Source organism: Pseudomonas sp. AC247 (assembly GCF_979258015.1).
In genome coordinates this window covers 6260014-6282627 of sequence record NZ_OZ409829.1, presented here as the reverse complement: position 1 = coordinate 6282627, position 22614 = coordinate 6260014, and the positions used below count along the sequence as shown (strand labels likewise).

Genomic DNA, 22614 nt, shown 5'->3' with positions numbered 1-22614 from the left:
ATTCTGGTACATGCGTAGGCAGCGGCGCAAGGATTTGTAGTCCAGGGAGCCGTAACACCGGGTGTCTTTAAACAGATGTGCCGGAAAGTGTTTAAGGCATGACAGAAATCGGGAATTTACCTGTAGGATTTTGGTGAAGAAACTGGATCAGCCCGCCGATGATCGTTCCCACGCTCTGCGTGGGAATGCCTCAACGGACGCTCTGCGTTCGGCTTTCTGGGACGCGGAGCGTCCCGGGCTGCATTCCCACGCGGAGCGTGGGAACGATCAAATCAGAAGACCAGCCCAGCCTCCACCAACAACTTCTCCAACCCCAACAAATCCGGCACCTTCGCCACCTGCTCCCCGACCTGCACCGCCGCCTGCTCCAACGCACACAACGGCACATCGACATAACTCAACTGACTGTCGAGCTTGTACGAACGCGGAATCCCCTGCACCAGCAGCGCAATGAACTTCAACTCCGGCAACCCGCCGAGGGCATTGAGGATGACAATCCGCGCGCGCTCACCAATGACAATTTTCTGCCCGCACGCAGACTCAAAACTCAGCAGAGGAATCTGCCGCTCGCGCCACTTCACTCGCCCCAGATACCACGGCGGCGTGTCCAGATCGAAGGCGCTGGCCTGATAATCGATCAATTCAGCAACAGCGACGTTAGGCAGGATCAAATTGCGATCCGCCAGCGGCAGCAATAGCCCGGTCAGCTGACTGGTGCGCTGATTATGCCGGCGTTCATGCATGTTTCTTGCTCCACTGGGCAATGCTTTCAAGCAGCACCGACTCTTGATACGGCTTGCCGAGGTAGTCGTTGACGCCGATGGCCATGGCGCGGTCGCGGTGTTTCTGGCCGGTGCGTGAGGTGATCATGATGATCGGCAGGTGTTGCAGGCGCTCGTCGTTGCGCACCTGGGTAGCGACTTCGAAGCCGTCCATGCGCGGCATTTCGATGTCGAGCAGCATCAGGTCGGGCATGTGCTCTTCGAGCAGCAGCATGGCGTCGACACCGTCCTTGGCGGTCAGCACGGTCATGCCGTGGCGCTCGAGCAAACGGCTGGTGACCTTGCGCACGGTGACCGAGTCGTCGACCACCATCACCAGCAGCGGCTTGTGCGGTTCGCTGTCGATCTCCGGCAGCGTCGGTGTCTGCGCAACCCGCGCTTGCATCGCCCGAATCGGCGCAAGCAAATCGAGAATCAGCACCACCCGGCCATCGCCGAGAATCGTTGCTCCGGACACGCCTTGCACTGCCGCGAATTGCGCGCCAAGGCTCTTGACCACGATCTCGCGAGTGCCGGCCATGGTGTCGACCTGCACGGCGATGCGCCGGTCGTTGTAATGCACCAGCAGCACCGGCAACGGCAGGTTCTGCCCCAGCAATTTCGGTCGTGGCGCGGTTTTCAGCAGTTCGCCGAGATAGCACAGTTCATAGGTCTGGCCGCCGTATTGGTAGCGCGGCGGATCAACGCGGAAGTGCGCTTCAAGATCATTCGGCAACACGCGAACAATGCCTTCGATGGTGTTCAGCGGAATCGCGTATTGATCCTCGCCACACTGCACCATCAGCGCACGGTTGACCGACACGGTGAACGGCAGACGAATGCGGAAATGCACGCCCTGCCCCGGCACCGAATCAATGCTCATGCTGCCGCCCAGTTGCCGCACCTCTTCATGCACCACGTCCATGCCGACGCCGCGCCCGGAAATCTGCGTAATCTTTTCCGCTGTGGAAAACCCCGGTTGAAGGATGAACTGCAACACGTCGCGGTCGCTGATCTCGGCTTCCGGCGCGAGCATGCCGCGCTTGATTGCCTTCTTGCGCACGGCTTCCAGAGGCACCCCGGCACCGTCGTCGCGAATATCGAAAACGATGTCGCCGCCCTCGCGGGACAGGTCGAGGCTGATCTGCCCTTGCGCCGGTTTACCCGCCGCCAGCCGCACTTCGGCGGACTCCAGACCGTGGTCGACGGCGTTGCGCAGCATGTGTTCCAGCGGCGCCGCCATACGCTCCAGCACGTTGCGATCCATCTCGCCTTCAGCGTTGCCGACGACAAACGCGACATCTTTATTCAGCTCTTCAGCGACTTGGCGAACGATGCGTTTCAGGCGCGGCAACATGCGCTCGAACGGCACCATGCGCGTACGCATCAGGCCTTCCTGCAATTCGGTGTTGATGCGGCCCTGTTGCTGCAACAGGTTCTCGGCGTCGTGGTTACGGCGGTCGAGGGTTTCCTTGAGGTCGAGCAAGTCGGATGCCGATTCGAACAGCGCCCGCGACAATTGCTGCAATTGCGAATGGCGGTCCATTTCCAGCGGGTCGAACTCTTCGTAACCGAGGCGTTCGGCGTCGACTTGCTGGCGGCTGAGAATCCGCCCTTGGGTTTCCGTGTCGAGGCGGCGCAGCTGATCGCGCATGCGCTCGATCGTGGTTTCCATCTCGTTCAGGGCGATCTGTGCGTCGTTGACCTGCTGTTCAATACGGCCACGGAAGATCGAGGTTTCCCCGGCCAGATTGACCAACTCGTCGAGCAGTTCGGCGGAGACTTTGACCATGTCCGCGCCAGCCTCGGCAGCCGGCGGTGCCGCGTCAGTCTTGACCTGCACAGGTGGCACTGGCGGCTTTACTACCGTTACCGGATGACTGAAATTCTGGATCGCATTGATCAACCGATCCGCCGGCGGGCACGGTTGCCCGGCGCGCACGCCATCGAGCATTTGCGCCAAGCGATCATGCCCACGTTGCACCAGCGCAAACAGTTCCGCCGACGGCTGCAAAGCGCCGCTGGAAAGACTTTCGTAAAGGTATTCCAGCTCATGCGCGAGGTCGCCGATCGGGCCGATCTCGACCATCCGCGCGCCACCCTTGAGTGTGTGCAGATCGCGCAGCAGGGTTTCCACTTCCTGGCGATTGCCCGGCTCGGCCTGCCAGCGCAGCAGCGCGGCGCCGGAATTTTCGATGATGTCGAAACCTTCTTCGAGGAAGATTTCCAGCAGCTCCGGGTCGTGACCGGCGCTGTCGTGCTCGGTTATTGCTGGCGGCGTTTCGGCAACGTTTTGGCCTTGGCGGACCTGACGGATCGTTTCGATCAGTTCCTGTGCCGGCGTCAGCGGCTGATGGTTTTGCAGCTGATCAAGCATCAACGCCAAGCGGTCATGACTCTTGAGCAGCAAGCGTCCCAAGGTTTCGCTGTAGCTGTAACGACGATCGACCAGCCCTTCGTAAAGGCTTTCCAGCTCCTGTGCCAGATCGCCGATGGCCTCGACTTCGGCCATCCGCGCGCCACCCTTGAGCGTATGCAAATCGCGCTGCAACGAGGACAGCGGCGCAACGTTGTCCGGGTCGCTCAGCCAGCGCTGCAAGGCTTGGCCTGAGCTGTCGAGAATGTCCACGGCCTCTTCAAGGAAGATCTCGACAATCTCGTCATCGGGTTCAAGCGCCGTTGCCTTTTGCTGCAACTCGGCGGTGGCGCTGCCCAGTTCACGGATGCTCAGGGTGCGGCTGCCGTCGCTGCGAATCAGGCCCATCGACGAAGGGTCGAGGCTTTCATCGAGCAGATCATGCAGGGCCCGAATCCGTTCTGGCTGCGGCGTGACTTCCTGACCGGCAGCCAGTTCGTCGAGCATGTTGATCAGCGCTTCGTGAGCGTTCTGCGCTTCCTGGAAAAACCGTTCACTGACCGCCAGGCTGCTTTCTTCCACGGCGCCATAGAGGTCGAGCAAGGCTTCACACAGCACGTCGACCGGCAGCAGATCGGCCATGTGCGCGCCTTCGCCGAGGGTGGTCAGCTCATCCAGCAAGGCGCTGAGTTCCTGACGCTCGCCGGGGTGTTGCTGCCAGCGCTGCAACAGGCTTTCGGCGTCGAGCAGGATATCCATGCCCTGGGCGAGGAAGTTATTGATCAGTTGCGGATCGCGCTTGATCCGCAGGCCGGTGTGCGGCGCATCGAGGATCGACGCCAGACGCTCGGCGAGCAGGGTTTCCGAGCGTTTGATCAGCGACTGCGCACCGACAATCGGCGCCAGCGGATCATGCTTGAGCTGACGCAGACCGACGCGGAACAGGCCCTCGGCTTCAAGTAGCAACTCCACTTCGTCGAGGTCCAGCGGCAACTGGTGCGCCTTGAACTCGCGGGCCAGTTGATCGAGCGGTGCCGCGAGTTCGGCAATCGGCAATACGCCGGCCATCGACGCACTGCCCTTGAGCGTGTGCAGGGCGCGCTGCAATTCATCGCTGGCCTGTAGCGGCACATGCTCGGCGGCTTGATCGAGAAAGCGATTGAGGCTGGCGAGGTGGGTCTCGGCTTCTTTGCGGAAGATTTCCAGCAGCAGCGGATCGAGCGCCGCGACATCGTCGACGTCTTCGGCAGCCAGCGGTTCGTCCCCCTTGGCCAAGGCGTGAGCACGGGCAGCGAGTTGATCGACATCGCTGCGCTGCCGTTGGCTGTTGGTGGCGAATTCGCTGATCAGTTCGGGCAGCAACAGCACGGTGTCGGTCAGCACTTGCTGCACCACCGAGCCCGGCTCGACACTTTGTTCGAGCACACGGTTGAGCAGGTTTTCCACCGACCACGCCAGTTCACCGAGAATCAGCGCGCGGACCATGCGCCCGCTGCCCTTGAGGGTGTGGAAGGCGCGACGCAGCTCGGTCAGCGCATCGCGATCCTGCGAATTGGCGATCCAGCGCGGCAAGTATTCGTGGAGGACTTCGAGCACCTCGTCGGTCTCTTCGAGGAACACTTCGCGCAGCTCATCGTCGACCGGTTCTTCATCGGCCGGCGGCGGCATCAGGCTGCCGGGCGTGCTCAATGCCGGCGGGTTGAGCGCTGAAACCGGGCTGGCCAGAACGTCGGCCAGCGACTGTACGGTTTCCGGATCATCGAGCGCCTGCATGTCCTGCATCACCAGCGCTTCGCTGGGGCTGAGCACGTCTTCGAGCACCGGCACGTGCGGCTCATTTGGAAAAAAACCCAGACTGGCGAGGGACTTCTGCGCGACGTCCAGCAATTGTTCGCCCGGAGCCTGTGGGTCATCGCTCAAGCGTTCGAGGTAATACTCGAGGCTGCTGATGACGTCGGCCAGATGATCGAGCTGCTCCCAACCGGGCTCGTGCGGATCGAGCAGCAAATGTTCGCGGATAAACCCGTTGCACGCTTCGACCAGACTCGCCGCCCGGCTGAGCGGAATCATCGCCAGCGCACCGCGCACCTGAGTCAGCAGCGCCGGCAACGCTTGCAGGTGCTGGCGATCCCAATCGGCGTCGATGTAGTCGACGATCATGTCCTTGGCCTGTTGCAGACAGATGCGTGCTTCCTTGATCACGATCTGATGAATCTGCGTCAGGTCGGTGGTCGGCAGGCGCGCGTCTTCCGGGCTTTCCGGCTCGACGGTGCCGACCATGCCGGCCAGCGTCGCTTCGACGTAGAGCAAGGCGCCGGCGACGTCCATCAGGATCGCGTCGTTCGGTTCACGCTGGCCCTGGGCAAGGCTGAGCACCACGGCCAATTGATCGATGATGACTTTGCGCGGCTGGCCGAAACCGAGCACGGCGAGGGTGTCGGCGATCTGCCGCAACGGCGCCAGCAAACTCTCCAGATCCGAGGTGTGCTGACGGTCGCTGCGCACGAACAGGTCGAGGCGTTCCTTGACCCGCACCAGTTCTTCGCACAGAGCTGCCAGCACCGAGCGCATCGCATCGCGGTCGGGGCCGGCCAGGCGCGCGCGTTCTTCGTCGACCATCGCGCTGTCGGGCAACGCGTCGTCCAGCGAGTAGCGATCTTTCATGGTCAGCATCTGCCCGGTGGGATGTTCGGCTTTGGCAATATAGAACAACAGGCTTTTCAGCAGCTCCGCCGGTGCCGGCTGATTGAGGCCGGACAGACCTTGTTCGAGCAGGCGCTTGAGCTCTTTGTCGGCGTCCTTGAACAGGCTACGCAGCGCCGGGCTGTTGGCGATCACGCCTTCGCGCATGCCTTCGACCAGCGCCGAAGCGACCTGCCAAAGTGGGCTCAGGGGTGAATCGCCGCTCAGCGCTTCGAGGCGAGTAAAGACTTTCGCCAGATAGTCGAGATGCGTCTGGTCATCCTGTTCACGGAGCAAACCGACCAAAGCCATTTGCAGCATCTGGCGTAATTTGCGTAGCACGTTCGGCAACTCTGCTGGCTCTAGCAGTGCCAGCGCATCAGCGCTCAAGGGCGGCAGTTCGGGCAGTTGCGGGCTGAACAGGCTGGTTTCCGAGAGCAGGCTTTCGCCCCGGGCGCTGCGCAGATCGTTGATCAGCGGCAGCACCACCAACGGCAGATCTCGGCGGGCGCTCTGCACGCGGTCAAGGTAGATCGGCAATTGCCCAAGGGCTTGCAGCAACAAGTGCAGCGCTTCGTCGCGGTGGCTGACGCGCTCGTGCTGCAGGGCTTCGACCAGATGTTCCATCTCTTCGGCGAGCAACGCTGCGCCGTAGAACTCGACCATCTGCAGGCTGCCGTGGACCTGATGGATGTAATCCAGGCACTCGTCCAGCCCGGGAAAGGCCTGCGGATCATCGAGCACGGCTTCAATCGCCTGATGCGCCTGCTTCAGCGTTTCGGCAATTTCGCCCTTGACCCATTCGAGGGCCACATAGTCGTGCCGATCACCCATAACCGCTCCGATCACACTTTATCCGTCGCCGGCGCGGACGCTGCCGGCAAGGTGAATCCGGACACCGAACGGCGCAGCTGGCTGGCCATTTTCGCCAGGTTGCCGATGCTTTCGGCGGTGGCCGTGGAGCCGGACGAAGTCTGCGAGGTGATCTGCTGGATCACGTTCATCGTCAGCGAGATCTGCCCGGCTGACGAGGTCTGCTGCTGCGCCGCGTTGGAGATGCTTTGAATCAGCGCCGCGAGGGTCTTCGACACGCCTTCGATTTCTTCCAGGGCCACACCGGCATCCTGCGCCAGTCGCGCGCCGCGCACCACTTCGGTGGTGGTTTGCTCCATGGAAATAACGGCTTCGTTGGTATCGGTCTGGATCGCCCGCACCAAGGTTTCGATCTGCCGGGTGGCAGCGGACGAGCGTTCGGCCAGCCGTTGCACTTCGTCGGCAACCACGGCAAAACCGCGCCCGGCATCACCGGCCATCGACGCCTGAATCGCGGCGTTGAGGGCAAGGATGTTGGTCTGGTCGGCGATGTCGTCGATCAGGCTGACGATGTCGCCGATTTCCTGCGACGACTCGCCGAGGCGCTTGATGCGTTTGGCGGTGTCCTGAATCTGTTCGCGAATATTGTCCATGCCGTGGATGGTGTTGTGCACCACCTCGTTGCCCTTGTTGGCAATTTCCACGGAACGCTCGGCTACCGCTGAAGACTCGGCGGCGTTGGCCGAGACCTGATCGATGGATTCAGCCATGTCGCTGATCGCCGTCGAGGCTTCGGAGATCTGCTGGGCCTGATGCTCCGAGGCTTGCGCCAGGTGCATCGCAGTGGCCTGGGTTTCCTGCACCGCAGCAGCGACCTGGCCGGCGGTGAGATTGATGGTCGCGACCAGATCACGCAGTTGGTCGACGGAGTAATTGATCGAGTCGGCGATGGTGCCGGTGAAGTCCTCAGTCACCGAGGCGGTCACCGTGAGGTCACCGTCAGCGAGATCTTCGATCTCGTCGAGCAGACGCATGATCGCGTTCTGGTTGCGCTCGTTCTTCTCGGCGGTTTCGCGTAACTGGCGATTGGTTTCCCGAACCATCACCAGACCGATGAGGATGATCGATGCCAGCGCCAGCAAACCAAGGACGTAGCCGCCGATGGTGTCGGTGTTGCGCCCGCCGGCAAGGTTTTCGAAACCGGTGGCCAGGTGCGAGGCTTCGTCGAGCAGGGTTTGCGAGAGGCTGAAGATGTTGCTGGCCGACTCGCGAACCTTGAACAGCTCTGGCGAGGTTTCGAGGATTTCATCCACCGAGCCGGAAACGAACTGGAACAGCTCGGAAATCTCGCTCAAACGGGCACGGGCGTCACGGTCTTCGACCTGGCTGATTTTCAGCGCCGGGTTGCCTTGCAGCATGCCGTTGAGCACTTGGCCAAAACGCGTGGCATCGCGGCCAAAGGCATCGGCGGCTTGCTGCGAGTTTTCGTCGCCGGCGAGCACGGTGTTGACCGCGCCGAGGATGCGTTCAGCCAGCAGCGATTGGCGCTGGGCCATCGCCACTTGTGCCGCCGGAGCACCGCGCTGGAGGAGGATTTCGACGACTTTTTCGTATTCGATCTGCAACTGCGGCACGGTTTCGGCCAGGGTCGCGGCGACCTGATGCAGCGACAGCACAGTCTGTTCGCTGGAGAGAATCGCGTCGGTGTTTTTCAGCAGGCGTTCCCAGTCGAGCTGCACGGCGCGCATTTCCGGGCGCACGGTGGCCGGCGCTGGAGGCAGGCCGGTAACCGGGTCGCCCTTTTTCAGGTAACCCCAGCGCTGGGCGAAATCGTTGCGCGCATCGCTGAGCAGCTTGAACGCGGCCGCCTTGCCGGCGGCGGCTTCGGTGGCGTTCTTGGCGATGCGTTGCGAGAGCACGCGCAGCTCACCGGCGTGACCGATGTACTGTTTGTCGTAGTTCGCCTGGGTGTTGAGGTAAGCGAAGTTGGCGAACAGCAGCATGATGAACACGATCAGTGCGATGAACAGCACGATGATCTGCGAGCGACTGCGCGATCCTTCCGCCGGCTTGCCTGTTTTTGCTTTTATCATCGGTCCTCGCCTGTTTGAAGCTCATCGAACAACCTGTGGGAGATAGCCTTGTGAAGTGGAGCTTTTGTGGCGAGGGGATTTATCCCCGTTCGGCTGCGAAGCAGTCGCAAAATTTTGCATGCGCTGACGATGGTCAGGCGTTGCAGATTTGGGGCCGCTGCGCGACCCAACGGGGATAAATCCCCTCGCCACAGGTTTCCCTTGCCACAGAATCCCACCATTGCATGGCCCATTCCCACATGGGTTCTCTGTTGTTTCGACTAGATTGCGACGCTCATGAACACCGGGGATTTCGCCAGGGCAAACAGGCTGAATACCCGCCAGTTCTGCTCGCGCCGAAAATAGCCTTTGACGAACTCGGCCTTGGAGCCCTGGCGCTTGCTGATCGAGATCGGTTCGAAGCTGTCCTGCTCGAAATGCTGCAGACCAATAACTTCATCGACCATCAAACCGGCAAACACATCGCCATGCTCGACCACCAACACTCGCCGCTGTTTACGCAACGGCGACAGTTCATGCCCGAAGAACCCGCATAGATCCATGATCGGCAGCAGCCGCCCACGCAGGTTAGCCACCCCTTTGACCCATGGCTTGACCCCGGGCAACTGAGTGAAGCGCGGCTCGTGCAGCACTTCGCTGACTTCACCCATCGGCGCCACATACCAATGCTCGCCGAGGCGAAAGCCGATGCCGCTCCAGCGATCCTGACGCGCCGGTTGCGACGGCAAATCTGCCGCCAGCAAGCGGCAGCGCTGGTCGATTTGCCAGAGCAGTTCGAACGCGGTCAGCGATTCGCTCATGGTTGCGCGATCAGCCTTTGAGCACGTTGTTCAGGGTCTTGATCAGGGTGTCTTCGTCGACCGGTTTGGTCAGGTAGTCCTTGGCGCCCTGACGCGTACCCCAGACCTTGTCGGTTTCCTGATCCTTGGTGGTGATGATGATCACCGGGATGTGGCTGGTCTCGGCATCCTTGGTCAACTGACGGGTCGCCTGAAAACCGTTGAGGCCGGGCATGACGATGTCCATCAATACCGCGTCGGGTTTTTCCTGACGGGCCAGGGCCACGCCGTCGGCGCCGTTTTCAGCCTTGAGCACTTCATGGCCGTGCTTTTCGAGCATGCCGGTGAGTTTGTACATTTCAGTCGGCGAATCATCGACGATCAGGATACGTGCCATGGTTTTCCCCATTTTTCTTGTCGACGCCCGGCCCGCTGGCCGAGCGTCTCTGTACGTGTCTTACTGCGGCAAAACGGCGGCAAAGCCCGGAACGTGGGCCTGGATCGCGTTGAGCAGTTCTTCCTTGCTGAAAGGCTTGGTCAAAAATTGATCAGATCCGACAATCCGCCCCTTGGCCTTGTCGAACAGCCCGTCGCGCGACGACAGCATGATCACCGGCGTGGCCTTGAACGCGCTGTTGTTCTTGATTAAAGCGCAGGTCTGATAACCATCCAGACGCGGCATCATGATGTCGACAAAAATGATCCCGGGATGGTTGTCGGCGATCTTCGCCAAAGCGTCGAAACCGTCGATCGCCGTAATCACTTCGCACCCGACATTCTTCAACAATGTTTCGGCGGTGCGACGAATCGTTTTCGAGTCGTCGATCACCATGACCTTCAAGGCGCTGGACTGCTGTTCCATAAGAGGGCTCTACCGTCGCCTTTGCGAATCAAATTGTCCGTTTTGCGATGAGTAATGGCTGGAAACCCTTGATGCTCAAGGGCCAGCACGGCTTGGCAGCCTTTTTAGCACAGTCTCCAGATGCAATCTATCGACGGGTTTTTCCTTGACCGAAAACCCGCCCGGCGCCACTCTGGCGGCACTTTTTCAATACCGATCCGGTAGCCAATTTTCGAGGAAAACCCAATGAGCGTTCGCGTCGGGATTGTCATGGACCCTATCGCCAGCATCTCCTATAAAAAGGATAGCTCGCTGGCCATGCTGCTGGCCGCGCAGAAGCGTGGCTGGGAACTGTTCTATATGGAACAGCGCGACCTGTATCAGGGCGAAGGTCAGGCACGGGCGCGCATGAAGCCGCTGAAAGTCTTCGCCAACCCGGAAAAATGGTTCGAACTGGACGCCGAGCAGGACAACCTGCTGAGCGATCTGGACGTGATCCTGATGCGCAAGGATCCGCCGTTCGACATGGAGTTCGTCTACTCCACCTACTTGCTCGAACAGGCCGAAACCGCTGGCGTGCTGGTGGTGAACAAGCCGCAGAGCCTGCGCGACTGCAATGAAAAGCTGTTCGCCACGCTGTTCCCGCAGTGCACGCCGCCGACCATCGTCAGCCGCCGCGCCGACGTGCTGCGTGAGTTCGCCGCGAAACACGGCGACGTGATCCTCAAGCCGCTGGACGGCATGGGCGGCACCTCGATCTTCCGTCACCGTGCGGGCGATCCGAACCTGTCGGTAATTCTCGAAACCCTGACCGCCCTCGGTGGCCAGCAGATCATGGGCCAGGCTTACCTGCCGGCAATCAAGGACGGCGACAAACGCATCCTGATGATCGACGGCGAGCCGGTGGATTACTGCCTGGCACGGATTCCGGCGCAGGGCGAAACCCGTGGCAACCTCGCGGCCGGTGGTCGTGGTGAAGCGCGCCCGCTGACTGAAAAGGATCGCTGGATCGCTGCTCAGGTCGGCCCGACCTTGCGTGAGAAAGGCCTGCTGTTCGTCGGCCTCGATGTGATCGGTGAAAGCCTCACCGAAATCAACGTCACCAGCCCGACCTGCATCCGTGAAATCGACAATGCCTTTGGCACTGATATCGGCGGCATGCTGATGGATGCTATCGAGAAGAAGCTGCAAGCCGCCGGCAAATTGCCGCAAGCTTGATGCACGTCACATGCAGTCTGTCGCTTGAAGCGTGAAGCCCAAGGCGTGAAACCAACATTGCGTTATCATGCGCAGCCTCTGAAAAACGCGATGTTGGTTTTCTTGTCATGACCCTCCCGTCCGATCTGCCCGCAGAACTCGCCCACCGTGGCGTGCGCCCGGCCGATCGCCTCGGATTTACCCTGTTTCTCGCAGCGCTGATTCATTTGGCGCTGCTGCTCGGCGTCGGCTTCACGATGGTCGAGCCCAAGCAAATCAGCAAAACCCTGGAAATCACCCTCGCCACCTTCAAAAGCGAAAAGAAGCCGGAGAAGGCTGACTTTCTTGCTCAAGAGCATCAGGAAGGCAGCGGCACGCTGGACAAGAAGGCGATCCCCAAGACCACTGAGGTGGCGCCGTTCCAGGACAATCAGGTCAAGAAAGTCACCCCGCCACCGGCCGCCAAGCCAGAAGTGCAGGAAGCCGCGCCCAAGGCTGCGGTGACCACCGTCGCGCCAAAGCCGAAAAAGGCGCCGACCAAGAAAGAAGAAACCAAGACCGAGATCAAACCGACGGTTGATGCGCCGGAATTCGACAGCTCGCAGCTGTCCAGCGACATCGCCAGCCTCGAAGCCGAACTGGCCAAGGAACAACAGCTGTACGCCAAGCGTCCGCGTATTCACCGCTTGAGCGCGGCGTCGACCATGCGCGACAAGGGCGCCTGGTACAAAGATGACTGGCGCAAGAAGGTCGAGCGCATCGGCAACCTCAATTACCCCGAAGAAGCGCGGCGCAAGCAGATCTACGGCAATTTGCGCCTGATGGTCTCGATCAACCGCGACGGTTCGCTGTATGAAGTGCTGGTGCTGGAGTCTTCCGGCCAGCCGCTGCTGGATCAGGCGGCGCAGCGCATTGTTCGGTTGGCGGCACCGTTTGCGCCGTTTACCGGGGACTTGTCCGATATCGACCGCCTGGAAATCATCCGTACCTGGAAATTCGCTCGCGGTGACAAACTCTCCAGCAACTGAATATTTCAGTGACGATGAGACTCATTGTGGCGAGGGGATTTATCCCCGATGGGGCGCGCAGCGGCCCTGAATCCATTGACATGACCTGCCTGACACATCGTGCGTGATGGTTTTGCGACTGCTTCGCAGCCGATCGGGGATAAATCCCCTCGCCACAAAGCCAGGTTCCAACAAGGGATCTGTGTTGTTGTCAGCATCTCCAGCTTGTCAGTTTGCCCCCCGAACGCCACACTAGCGCACATGAAAAACGTCAGCCCCAGCTACCTCAAGCATCAATTCCTGATCGCCATGCCACACATGGCCGACCCGAACTTTGCCCACACCTTGACCTACATCGTCGAGCACACGGCCAATGGCGCGATGGGGATTGTGGTCAATCGACCGCAAGAGCTGAATCTGGCCGACATTCTCGAGCAACTGCGCCCGGACATCGACCCGCCAGCACTGTGCCAGCACGTGCCGATCTTCATCGGCGGCCCTGTGCAGACTGATCGCGGTTTCGTTCTGCATCCGGCGGGCAAGACCTTCCAGGCCACTGCGCAACTGGACGGCGATCTGGCCCTGTCGACCTCGCAGGATGTGCTGTTCGCCATCGCGGACGGCGTTGGCCCGGCGAAAAGCCTGATTGCCCTCGGTTACGCCGGTTGGGAAGCCGGGCAACTGGAAGCGGAAATGGCCGACAACGCCTGGCTGACCTGCCCGTACGACGCCGACATCCTCTTCAACACCAGCAGCGAGCTGCGTCTCGAAGCGGCGGCCAGGCACTTGGGGATCAACCTCAGCCTGCTGACCAGCCAGGCAGGTCACGCCTGATGGCCCTGCGCCTGATTCTCGGCTTCGACTACGGCACCAAACAGATCGGCGTCGCGGTCGGCCAGGTGATCACCGGCCAGGCCCGCGAGCTGTGTACCCTGAAAGCGCAAAACGGCATTCCCGACTGGAATCAGGTCGAAGCGCTGTTCAAGGAATGGAAACCTGACGCCGTGGTCGTCGGCCTGCCGCTGAACATGGACGGCACACCCAGCGAAATGTGCCTGCGCGCGGAGAAATTCGCCCGCCGCCTCAACGGCCGCTTCAACGTGCCTTTCTATACCCACGACGAGCGCCTGACCACCTTCGAGGCCAAAGGCGAGCGCCTGGTGCGCGGCGGCCAAAAAGGCAGTTACCGCGACAACCCGGTGGACGCCATCGCCGCCGCTCTGCTGTTGCAGGGCTGGCTCGATGAAAACACTGCATTGTTTGAATCCTGACAAGCGCTTCGGCGCTTTTCTTTTGAGTGAAAAACCGAGCCGCGTCCAAGGACCTGACTCGCCCCTAACAAGGAGCAACCATGAGCCTGCCAAATCCCGCCGATCTGATCAGCCAGATGGCGACCCGCCTCAAGGCGCACCTTGCCCAGCGTGAAATCACTGAACCGCGTTACATCGGCATTCGCACCGGCGGCATCTGGGTTGCACAGGCCTTGCTCAAGGAATTGGGCAGCGACGCGCCACTGGGCACGCTGGATGTTTCCTTCTACCGCGACGACTTCAGCCAGAACGGCCTGCACCCGCAAGTGCGCCCGTCCGCCCTGCCCTTCGAGATCGAAGGCCAGCATCTGGTGCTGATCGACGACGTACTGATGAGCGGCCGCACCATCCGCGCCGCCATGAATGAATTGTTCGACTACGGTCGCCCGGCCAGCGTGACCCTGGTCTGCCTGCTGGATCTGGACGCCGGCGAGCTGCCGATACGCCCCAACGTGGTCGGCGCGACCTTGTCGCTGGCGGCTCACGAACGGGTAAAGCTGTCCGGCCCCGAGCCGTTGACGCTCGAACTGCAAGACATGTCCCTTTAATCCGCCCTATTGAGAGTCCCCTTCGCGATGACGCCTCTAGATACCAAGCGCCCGCTGCAGCTCAATGATCAGGGCCAGCTGCGCCACTTCCTCTCGCTCGACGGCCTGCGCCGCGAGTTGTTGACGGAAATCCTCGACACTGCCGACTCGTTCCTCGAAGTCGGTGCCCGGGCGGTGAAGAAAGTCCCGTTGCTGCGCGGCAAGACCGTGTGCAACGTGTTCTTCGAGAACTCCACGCGCACCCGCACCACCTTCGAACTGGCGGCCCAGCGGTTGTCGGCGGACGTGATCACCCTGAACGTGTCGACCTCGTCGGCGAGCAAGGGCGAAACCCTGCTCGATACCCTGCGCAACCTCGAAGCCATGGCCGCCGACATGTTCGTCGTGCGCCACGGTGATTCCGGCGCTGCGCACTTCATCGCCGAACATGTTTGCCCGCAAGTGGCGATCATCAACGGCGGCGACGGCCGTCACGCGCACCCGACGCAGGGCATGCTCGACATGCTCACCATCCGTCGGCACAAGGGCGGTTTCGAAAACCTCTCGGTGGCCATCGTCGGCGACATCCTGCACTCGCGGGTTGCACGTTCGAACATGCTCGCGCTGAAAACCCTCGGCTGCCCGGACATCCGCGTGATCGCGCCGAAAACCCTGCTGCCGATCGGCATCGAGCAATACGGCGTGAAGGTTTACACCGACATGACCGAAGGCCTGAAGGACGTCGATGTGGTAATCATGCTGCGCCTGCAGCGTGAACGCATGACCGGCGGCCTGCTGCCGAGCGAAGGCGAGTTCTACCGCCTGTTCGGCCTGACCACCGCGCGCCTGGCCGGGGCCAAACCCGATTGCATCGTCATGCACCCGGGGCCGATCAACCGTGGCGTGGAAATCGAGTCCGCAGTGGCCGACGGCCCGCACTCAGTGATCCTCAATCAGGTCACCTACGGCATCGCAATTCGTATGGCTGTGCTGTCCATGGCCATGAGCGGACAAACCGCGCAGCGTCAATTCGAGCAGGAGAACGCCCAGTGAAGCTCAGCATTCTCGGCGCACGCGTCATCGATCCAAGCAGCGGCCTGGATCAAGTCACCGACATTCACGTTGAAGCCTGCAAGATCGTTGCCCTTGGCGCGGCCCCGGCGGGTTTCACGGCAGTGGAAACCATCGACGCCCAAGGCCTTGTCGCCGCTCCGGGCCTGGTCGACCTCAACGTTGCCCTGCGCGAGCCGGGCTACAGCCGCAAAGGCTCGATCATCAGCGAAACCCGCGCCGCCGCTGCTGGCGGTGTGACCAGCCTGTGCTGCCCGCCGAAAACCAAACCGGTGCTCGACACCTCCGCTGTCGCCGAGCTGATCCTCGATCGCGCCCGTGAGGCCGGCAACACCAAGGTGTTCCCGATTGGCGCGCTGAGCAAAGGTCTGGACGGCGAGCAACTGGCTGAGCTGGTGGCGCTGCGCGACGCTGGTTGTGTGGCGTTCGGCAACGGTCTGGAGAGCTTCCGCAATACGCGCACCCTGTGCCGGGCGCTGGAATATGCGGCGACGTTTGATCTAACGGTGATTTTCAACTCGCAGGATCATGACTTGGCCGAGGGCGGTCTCGCCCACGAAGGCGCAGTGGCCAGCTTCCTCGGTCTGCCGGGGATTCCGGAAACCGCTGAGACTGTGGCCTTGGCTCGCGACCTGCTACTGGTCGAGCAGACTGGCGTGCGCGCGCACTTCAGCCAGTTGACCAGCGCTCGTGGCGTTGCCCTGATTGCTCAGGCGCAGGCCCGTGGCTTGAAGGTGACGGCGGACGTGGCGTTGTATCAGTTGATTCTGACCGATGAAGCGCTGATCGACTTCAGCAGCCTGTACCACGTGCAACCGCCGCTGCGTACGCGCGCGGATCGCGATGGTTTGCGTGCGGCAGTGAAGTCCGGGGTGATCTCGGCGATTTCCAGCCATCACCAGCCACACGAACGTGACGCCAAACTGGCACCGTTCGGCGCGACCGAGCCGGGCATCAGCAGTGTTGAGTTGTTGCTGCCATTGGCGATGACCCTGGTTGAAGATGGTTTGCTGGATCTGCCGACGTTGCTGGCGCGTTTGAGCGCTGGCCCGGCCGAGGCGTTGCGTTTGCCGGCTGGCAAACTGGCGGTGGGTGGGGCGGCGGATATCGTGCTGTTCGACCCGCAGGCTTCGACGGTGGCCGGTGAGAACTGGCTGTCGAAGGGTGAGAACTGCCCGTTCATCGGGCATACATTGCCAGGCGTGGTTCGTTACACCTTGGTGGATGGCCGGATCAGCCACCAGGCTTGATACCAAGGGATATTGTGGCGAGGGGATTTATCCCCGTTCGGCTGCGAAGCAGTCGCGAAGCCGTTGCACGCGGTGGATCATCTCCACCGCGTTCTCGGATTCAGGGCCGCTTCGCAGCCCAACGGGGATAAATCCCCTCGCCACAGGTTACTGGAAAGCGCCGCGATTCTGCGCGTTACGCACCGAGACCTGATCATTCAGCGTCCAGAAGTCATACAGCACGCCAATAAAGAACAACCCGCCCGTGAGCAGATACACCAGCCCGCTGATCCATTTCCCCTGATACATCCGGTGCACCCCGAAGACGCCAAGGAACGTCAGCAGAATCCACGCGACGTTGTATTCGATCGGCCCAGCGGTAAAGCGCAGATCCGCCTCACGATCCATCGCTGGGATCAGGAACAGGTCGATCAGCCAGCCAATGCCCAACAAACCGAAGGTGAAGAACCAGATCGTCCCGGTCACCGGCTTGCCGTAGTAGAAGCGGTGAGCGCCGGTGAAACCTAAAATCCACAACAGGTAACCGATGACCTTGCTGTGCGTATCCTGGGATTGATAGCGGTTCATGAATGACCTCGTTTGCCTCGATAGATAAATATTTTCTGCATCTTTGTGACTTTTTTATGTCGAGCCGACAAGTGGCTCTTCACTGTTACACCGTGCGCAAAGCCTTGTGGGGCTTGGGTTCTGTCCGACAATTGAGTCAATTTGCCGCTTGTTGAGCGAAATTGACCCCTTGGTTGAATCGACCAACGGCCTCGGAAGAGACAAAAAAGCTGTTATAAAGTTGCGCGCTACCACTTAAGAGCCACGCCTAATGCGACCATTTTTCAAGACATGGCTAACCATCTGCCTATTAATGCCACTGGCCGCCCACGCCACCAATCGTGAGCAACGTCTTCCTAACGTTAACGGCTTCACCCCTAAATCCCATGCTTCGGCTCCTTCGAGCAAAAGCAGCAAAAGCAAAACCACCACGCTGAGCAGCAAGAGCCACAGCAAGCTGGTGCCACCGATGGCGAGCAAGGAAAGCAGCAATGTGCTGAGCCGTGCGGTGAACGTCCTCGGTACCCCTTATCGTTGGGGCGGCAGCAGCCCAAGTAAAGGCTTCGATTGCAGCGGTCTGGTCAAATATGCGTTCAACGACGCCACGTTTGACCTGCCACGTACCTCTAACGCCATGGCCAGCGGTCACGGCGAGAAGGTTGAGCGCAAGGACCTCAAGCCCGGCGACCTGATCTTCTTCAACATCAAGAGCCGTCGCGTCAACCATGTGGCGATCTATCTGGGCAACGACCGCTTCATCCACGCGCCGCGTCGCGGCAAGTCGGTGAGCATCGATACCCTGAACAAGCCGTACTGGGAAAAGCACTACGTGGTGGCCAAACGCGTACTGCCGAAAGAACCGGCCGGCAAGCAATTGCGCGTGGTTCAGCGCTGATCTGATCAGCCTGAACGAAACGTCACATACGAAAACGCCCCGATCATTGCTGATCGGGGCGTTTTTTATTGCCTGTTCACCGGTTACGCGGCGATCGACAACTTGAGCTTGTTCATCGCGCTCTTCTCGAGCTGACGGATACGCTCGGCCGACACGTTGTACTTCTGCGCCAGGTCATGCAGCGTGGCCTTCTCTTCTGCCAGCCAGCGCTGGTAGAGGATGTCACGGCTGCGGTCGTCCAGCACTTCCAGCGCTTCGTGCAGGTTGTGGTTGGAGTTGTCGCTCCAGTCGGCATCTTCCAGTTGACGCGCCGGGTCGTACCGGTGGTCTTCCAGATAGTTGGCCGGCGACTGGAAAGCGCTGTCGTCGTCGGCTTCAGCAGCCGGGTCGAAGGCCATGTCATGACCGGTCAGGCGACTTTCCATCTCGCGCACTTCACGCGGCTCCACGCCGAGGCTTTCCGCCACACGGTGGACTTCCTCGTTGTTCAGCCACGCCAGACGTTTCTTCTGGCTGCGCAGGTTGAAGAACAGCTTGCGCTGGGCCTTGGTGGTCGCGACTTTCACAATGCGCCAGTTGCGCAGGATGAACTCGTGAATTTCCGCCTTGATCCAGTGCACAGCGAACGACACCAGGCGCACACCCATTTCCGGGTTGAAGCGCTTCACGGCCTTCATCAGGCCGACGTTACCTTCCTGGATCAGGTCAGCCTGAGCCAGACCGTAGCCGGAATAGCTACGGGCAATGTGTACGACAAAACGCAGGTGGGCGAGCACCATCTGCCGAGCCGCCCCCAAATCCTGCTCATAGTAGAGACTCTCGGCCAGTTCACGCTCCTGCTCCGGCGTCAGCAATGGAATGCTGTTGACGGTGTGCACATAGGCTTCCAGGTTCGCGCCCGGAACCAGTGCATACGCAGGTTGCAAAGAATTGGTCATACGAAAAAACCTCCCACTTACATACTCGTGCCTCTCGGCACTGCGAAAAATTGACCGGGAATTCAAGTACAAGTTCCCAAAAAACCGCGAGGCCAATCACGCGCAAAAAAGATTCTACTTCGGCGCCAGCTCCCTGAGATGACGTGCGACTGCAATCCATGCACCGATATAACCCAACAGCACCGCGCCAAGCAAGAGCGACAGACCGTCGGCAACTGGCACTCCGGCCAGCGCGAAATCACTGCCGTACAAGCCGGCCAGCCCAACCACCGCATCGTTCAGCCAGTTCAGGCCGAACGCCAGGACACCCCAGGACAACAGCCCCGCACCGAAGCCATACAACGCGCCCATATAAAGGAAGGGACGCCGCACATAGCTGTCAGTGCCGCCGACGAGTTTAATCACTTCTATCTCGGTGCGGCGGTTTTCAATATGAAGACGAATGGTATTGCCTATCACCAAAAGTAATGCAGAAACCAGCAGCACAGTCAGACCAAAGACAAAACGATCGCCAAGCTTGAGGATGGCGGCCAGACGCTCGACCCAGACTAGATCAAGTTGCGCCTGTTGTACCTTCGGCAGCTCGGAAAGTTTTTGTCTTAATGCTTCCAGCGTCGGCTTGTCGACTTCGTTCGGCGTCACCAGCACCACGCCCGGCAGCGGGTTCTCCGGCAGTTCGCGCAAGGCTTCGCCCAGCCCGGACTGTTGCTGGAACTCTTCCAGCGCCTGATCGCGACCGACATATTCAGCGTCCGCTACGCCGGGCATGCCTTTGATCTGCTCGCGCAACGCTTCACCCTGCTGCGGGCTGGCATCAAGTTGCAGATACAGCGAAATCTGCGCCGCACGCTGCCACGAACCGCCGAGACGTTCGACGTTGTTGAGCAGCAGCGACAAGCCCATCGGCAGGCTCAGCGCCACCGCCATCACCATGCAGGTGAAGAAGCTGCCGATCGGCTGCTTGCCGAGGCGACGCAGGCTGTCGAGCAGGCTGGCGCGATGGCTTTCAACCCAGGCGCGGAACAGCGTGGCGAAGTCCGGGCCGTCGTCATCGTCGTGTTTTTTCTTCTTCGGCGGCTGCGGATCGGCGGCTTTCGGGGCCACCCGCTCGGAAACCTTGGGGCTACGTGTTGCGCTCATTCCCCAGCCTCCCCGTCGCCGATCAAGCGGCCACGTTGCAGGGTCAACATGCGGTGGCGCATGCGCGCGATCAGGGCCAGGTCGTGACTGGCGATCAGCACGCTGGTGCCCAGACGGTTGATGTCTTCGAACACGCCCATGATTTCCGCCGCCAGACGCGGGTCGAGGTTACCGGTCGGTTCGTCCGCCAGCAGCAAGGCCGGGCGGTGCACGATCGCGCGGGCAATGCCGACGCGCTGTTGCTGACCGGTGGACAGGTCGCCCGGGTACAGATCGGTTTTATCCGACAGCGCCACACGCTCCAGCGCCGAATCGACACGCTTGGCGATTTCGGCCTTGGACAGCCCGAGAATCTGCAGCGGCAACGCGACGTTGTTGAACACCGTGCGATCGAACAGCAACTGGTGATTCTGGAACACCACGCCGATCTGCCGGCGCAGGAACGGAATCTGCGCGTTGCTGATGGTGCTCAGGTCTTGCCCGGCCAGCAGCAGTTTGCCGCTGGTTGGCCGTTCCATTGCCAACAGCAGGCGCAACAGGGTGGATTTACCGGCACCGGAGTGACCAGTGACAAACAAGAACTCGCCACGACGGACTCGAAAGCTCAGCTCATGCAAGCCGACGTGACCGTTCGGGTAGCGTTTACCGACCTGTTCGAAACGAATCATGAACGCTCCCGCTCGGCAAACAGTGCCTGGACAAAGGGTTCGGCTTCAAAGGTACGCAAATCGTCGATGCCTTCACCGACGCCGATGTAGCGGATCGGCAGGCCGAACTGCTTGGCCAGTGCGAAAATCACCCCGCCCTTGGCGGTGCCGTCGAGCTTGGTCAGCGCCAGGCTGGTCAGTTCGACGGTCTGATTGAATTGCTTGGCCTGGTTGATGGCGTTCTGGCCAGTACCGGCGTCGAGCACCAGCAGCACTTCGTGCGGCGCGTCGGCGTCGAGCTTGCCGATGACCCGGCGAACCTTTTTCAGTTCTTCCATCAGGTTGTCTTTGGTGTGCAGACGACCGGCGGTGTCGGCGATCAATACGTCGATACCACGGGCCTTGGCGGCCTGCACGGCGTCGAAGATCACCGAAGCCGAGTCGGCGCCGGTGTGCTGGGCGATCACCGGGATCTTGTTGCGCTCGCCCCAGACCTGCAACTGCTCAACAGCTGCAGCGCGGAAAGTGTCACCAGCGGCGAGCATGACTTTCTTGCCTTCCAGTTGCAGCTTCTTCGCCAGTTTGCCGATGGTGGTGGTTTTGCCGGCGCCGTTGACGCCAACCACCAGAATCACGAAAGGCTTGTTCTGCGAGGCGATTTTCAGCGGTTGTTCGACCGGTTTGAGCATCGCGGCCAGTTCGGCCTGCAGGGATTTGTACAACGCATCGGCGTCGGCCAATTCCTTACGAGCAACCTTCTGGGTCAGGCGCTGGATGATCTGCGTGGTGGCTTCGACACCAACGTCGGCGGTGAGCAGACGGGTTTCGAGGTCATCGAGCAGATCGTCGTCAATGGTTTTGCGGCCGAGGAACAGACTGGCCATGCCCTCGCCGATGCTGGCGCTGGTTTTCGACAAACCCTGTTTCAGACGGGCGAAGAAACCGGCTTTGGTTTCTTCGGTGCGCGGGGCTTCGACGGGGGTTTCGGCAACCACTTCGACCGGCATGACTTGAGCTGCAACTACGGGAGCCGGTGCCGCTGCTGGCTCGGGCTGTTGCACGACTGGAGCAACAGGAGCAACAACGACCGGAGCAACAGGCTCAGGCGCAATAATTTCAGGAACAGCTTCAGCCACGACGGGCGCAGGCTCGATGATCGGCTCAACCACTGGCGCCGGCGCCACTTCAGGTACAAACGCAGCAGGCGCAGGAATCACTGGCGTAACGTGTGGCGCAGCCTCTTCAACCAATGCCACCGGCTCTTCCGCCACCGGCAAGGTCAGCCACGGCTCGGCCGCCGGGGTCAGCGGCAGTTCGGCCGCGACAGGTGCTTCAGGCTCTGGCTCAACCGGTTGCAACACCGGTTCGGCAAGCGGCAGAACGATCGGTGCCGGCTCTTCTTCTATTACCGGAGCCGGCGCGGGAGCGGGTTCAGGAATCGCGGGCGGCTGTTCGACGACGGGTTCCTGCGGTTTCTTACGCAGCCATCCGAACAGGCTTTTCTTCTCGCCAGCCGCAGCTGGGGTCTTCTTGTCGTCGTTGGAACCAAACATGGAGGACGGCTATCTCACGGTAGCGACGCGCCATAAGGGCGCCCCGGCAAATAAATATTCGATGCAGAACAGACTGTGTTTCATCCAGCTTGTTCACGCGCAACATTTTGTCGAGGCGCCACAGGCACCTCAAAGGTCGATTAATACGAAGGACTGGAACGGCATCGTCGGCGAAAACGCAGAGTTTAGCTGACAAACTCAAAGCTTC

20 protein-coding genes are annotated in these 22614 nt (G+C 60.7%); 9 read left to right on the top strand and 11 right to left on the bottom strand.

The features are described from left to right. Positions 1–272: 272 nt before the first annotated feature. From ACZZ0B_RS28470 to pilG, 6 genes are all read right to left on the bottom strand, one after another. Positions 273–743 carry a chemotaxis protein CheW gene (locus ACZZ0B_RS28470; protein ID WP_463546778.1) on the bottom strand — a complete coding sequence of 157 codons (471 nt, stop codon included), beginning with the start codon at positions 741–743 and terminating at the stop codon, positions 273–275. Next, a complete protein-coding gene (locus ACZZ0B_RS28465) occupies positions 736–6633 on the bottom strand; it encodes a hybrid sensor histidine kinase/response regulator (RefSeq protein ID WP_463546777.1) in 5898 nt (1965 codons plus the stop codon). The genes ACZZ0B_RS28470 and ACZZ0B_RS28465 overlap by 8 nt, the downstream gene beginning before the upstream one ends. A gap of 11 nt (positions 6634–6644) precedes the next feature. After that, on the bottom strand, positions 6645–8705 hold the full coding sequence (locus ACZZ0B_RS28460; RefSeq protein ID WP_008084308.1) for a methyl-accepting chemotaxis protein: 2061 nt from the start codon (positions 8703–8705) through the stop codon (positions 6645–6647). Positions 8706–8965: 260 nt separating this feature from the next. Next, the gene (locus ACZZ0B_RS28455) at positions 8966–9505 is read right to left on the bottom strand and encodes a chemotaxis protein CheW (RefSeq protein WP_007913675.1); all 540 of its coding nucleotides are present in this window, start codon (positions 9503–9505) and stop codon (positions 8966–8968) included. A gap of 10 nt (positions 9506–9515) precedes the next feature. Continuing rightward, positions 9516–9881, bottom strand: coding sequence for a twitching motility response regulator PilH (gene pilH, locus ACZZ0B_RS28450; protein ID WP_008084306.1), 366 nt, complete (start codon positions 9879–9881; stop codon positions 9516–9518). A gap of 60 nt (positions 9882–9941) precedes the next feature. Beyond that, complete coding sequence (gene pilG / locus ACZZ0B_RS28445; RefSeq protein ID WP_007913673.1) at positions 9942–10346, bottom strand: twitching motility response regulator PilG; 405 nt, start codon at positions 10344–10346, stop codon at positions 9942–9944. A 225-nt stretch (positions 10347–10571) separates the two neighbouring features. Here pilG and gshB point away from each other — a divergent pair, with 225 nt between their 5' ends. From gshB to ACZZ0B_RS28410, 7 genes are all read left to right on the top strand, one after another. Continuing rightward, on the top strand, positions 10572–11543 hold the full coding sequence (gene gshB / locus ACZZ0B_RS28440) for a glutathione synthase (RefSeq protein ID WP_463546776.1): 972 nt from the start codon (positions 10572–10574) through the stop codon (positions 11541–11543). 107 nt (positions 11544–11650) lie between these two features. Beyond that, on the top strand, positions 11651–12550 hold the full coding sequence (locus ACZZ0B_RS28435; RefSeq protein ID WP_447787389.1) for an energy transducer TonB: 900 nt from the start codon (positions 11651–11653) through the stop codon (positions 12548–12550). 240 nt (positions 12551–12790) lie between these two features. Beyond that, a complete protein-coding gene (locus tag ACZZ0B_RS28430) occupies positions 12791–13363 on the top strand; it encodes a YqgE/AlgH family protein (RefSeq protein ID WP_008077846.1) in 573 nt (190 codons plus the stop codon). Next, positions 13363–13800 carry a Holliday junction resolvase RuvX gene (ruvX, locus tag ACZZ0B_RS28425; RefSeq protein ID WP_007913667.1) on the top strand — a complete coding sequence of 146 codons (438 nt, stop codon included), beginning with the start codon at positions 13363–13365 and terminating at the stop codon, positions 13798–13800. Before ACZZ0B_RS28430 ends, ruvX begins: the two co-directional genes overlap by 1 nt. 80 nt (positions 13801–13880) lie before the next feature. Then, the gene (pyrR, locus tag ACZZ0B_RS28420; protein ID WP_122604421.1) at positions 13881–14387 is read left to right on the top strand and encodes a bifunctional pyr operon transcriptional regulator/uracil phosphoribosyltransferase PyrR; all 507 of its coding nucleotides are present in this window, start codon (positions 13881–13883) and stop codon (positions 14385–14387) included. Positions 14388–14414: 27 nt separating this feature from the next. Continuing rightward, positions 14415–15419 carry an aspartate carbamoyltransferase catalytic subunit gene (locus ACZZ0B_RS28415; RefSeq protein WP_007913665.1) on the top strand — a complete coding sequence of 335 codons (1005 nt, stop codon included), beginning with the start codon at positions 14415–14417 and terminating at the stop codon, positions 15417–15419. Continuing rightward, positions 15416–16687 (top strand): dihydroorotase, encoded by a 1272-nt coding sequence (locus ACZZ0B_RS28410; protein ID WP_440095929.1) that lies wholly within the window; start codon positions 15416–15418, stop codon positions 16685–16687. Before ACZZ0B_RS28415 ends, ACZZ0B_RS28410 begins: the two co-directional genes overlap by 4 nt. Positions 16688–16834: 147 nt before the next feature. Here ACZZ0B_RS28410 and ACZZ0B_RS28405 read toward each other — a convergent pair whose 3' ends face one another. Beyond that, positions 16835–17254, bottom strand: coding sequence for an NINE protein (locus ACZZ0B_RS28405; protein WP_008077835.1), 420 nt, complete (start codon positions 17252–17254; stop codon positions 16835–16837). A 250-nt stretch (positions 17255–17504) separates the two neighbouring features. Between ACZZ0B_RS28405 and ACZZ0B_RS28400 the strand changes: the two genes are divergently transcribed. After that, positions 17505–18128: a C40 family peptidase gene (locus ACZZ0B_RS28400; RefSeq protein WP_463546775.1), complete on the top strand. Its 624-nt coding sequence runs from the start codon at positions 17505–17507 to the stop codon at positions 18126–18128. A gap of 83 nt (positions 18129–18211) precedes the next feature. Here ACZZ0B_RS28400 and rpoH read toward each other — a convergent pair whose 3' ends face one another. The 4 genes from rpoH to ftsY all read right to left on the bottom strand — a co-directional run bounded on the left by rpoH (position 18212) and on the right by ftsY (position 22406). Continuing rightward, positions 18212–19066, bottom strand: a complete 855-nt coding sequence (gene rpoH, locus ACZZ0B_RS28395) for an RNA polymerase sigma factor RpoH (protein WP_007897890.1) — start codon at positions 19064–19066, stop codon at positions 18212–18214. Between the two features lie 114 nt (positions 19067–19180). After that, positions 19181–20206, bottom strand: coding sequence for a permease-like cell division protein FtsX (ftsX, locus tag ACZZ0B_RS28390; RefSeq protein ID WP_158833538.1), 1026 nt, complete (start codon positions 20204–20206; stop codon positions 19181–19183). Next, positions 20203–20874, bottom strand: a complete 672-nt coding sequence (gene ftsE / locus ACZZ0B_RS28385; RefSeq protein ID WP_008065082.1) for a cell division ATP-binding protein FtsE — start codon at positions 20872–20874, stop codon at positions 20203–20205. Before ftsE ends, ftsX begins: the two co-directional genes overlap by 4 nt. Then, a complete protein-coding gene (ftsY, locus tag ACZZ0B_RS28380) occupies positions 20871–22406 on the bottom strand; it encodes a signal recognition particle-docking protein FtsY (RefSeq protein ID WP_463546774.1) in 1536 nt (511 codons plus the stop codon). The genes ftsE and ftsY overlap by 4 nt, the downstream gene beginning before the upstream one ends. Here ftsY and ACZZ0B_RS28375 point away from each other — a divergent pair. Next, a complete protein-coding gene (locus ACZZ0B_RS28375; protein ID WP_025112092.1) occupies positions 22405–22599 on the top strand; it encodes a hypothetical protein in 195 nt (64 codons plus the stop codon). The genes ftsY and ACZZ0B_RS28375 overlap by 2 nt on opposite strands. Positions 22600–22614 lie beyond the last annotated feature (15 nt).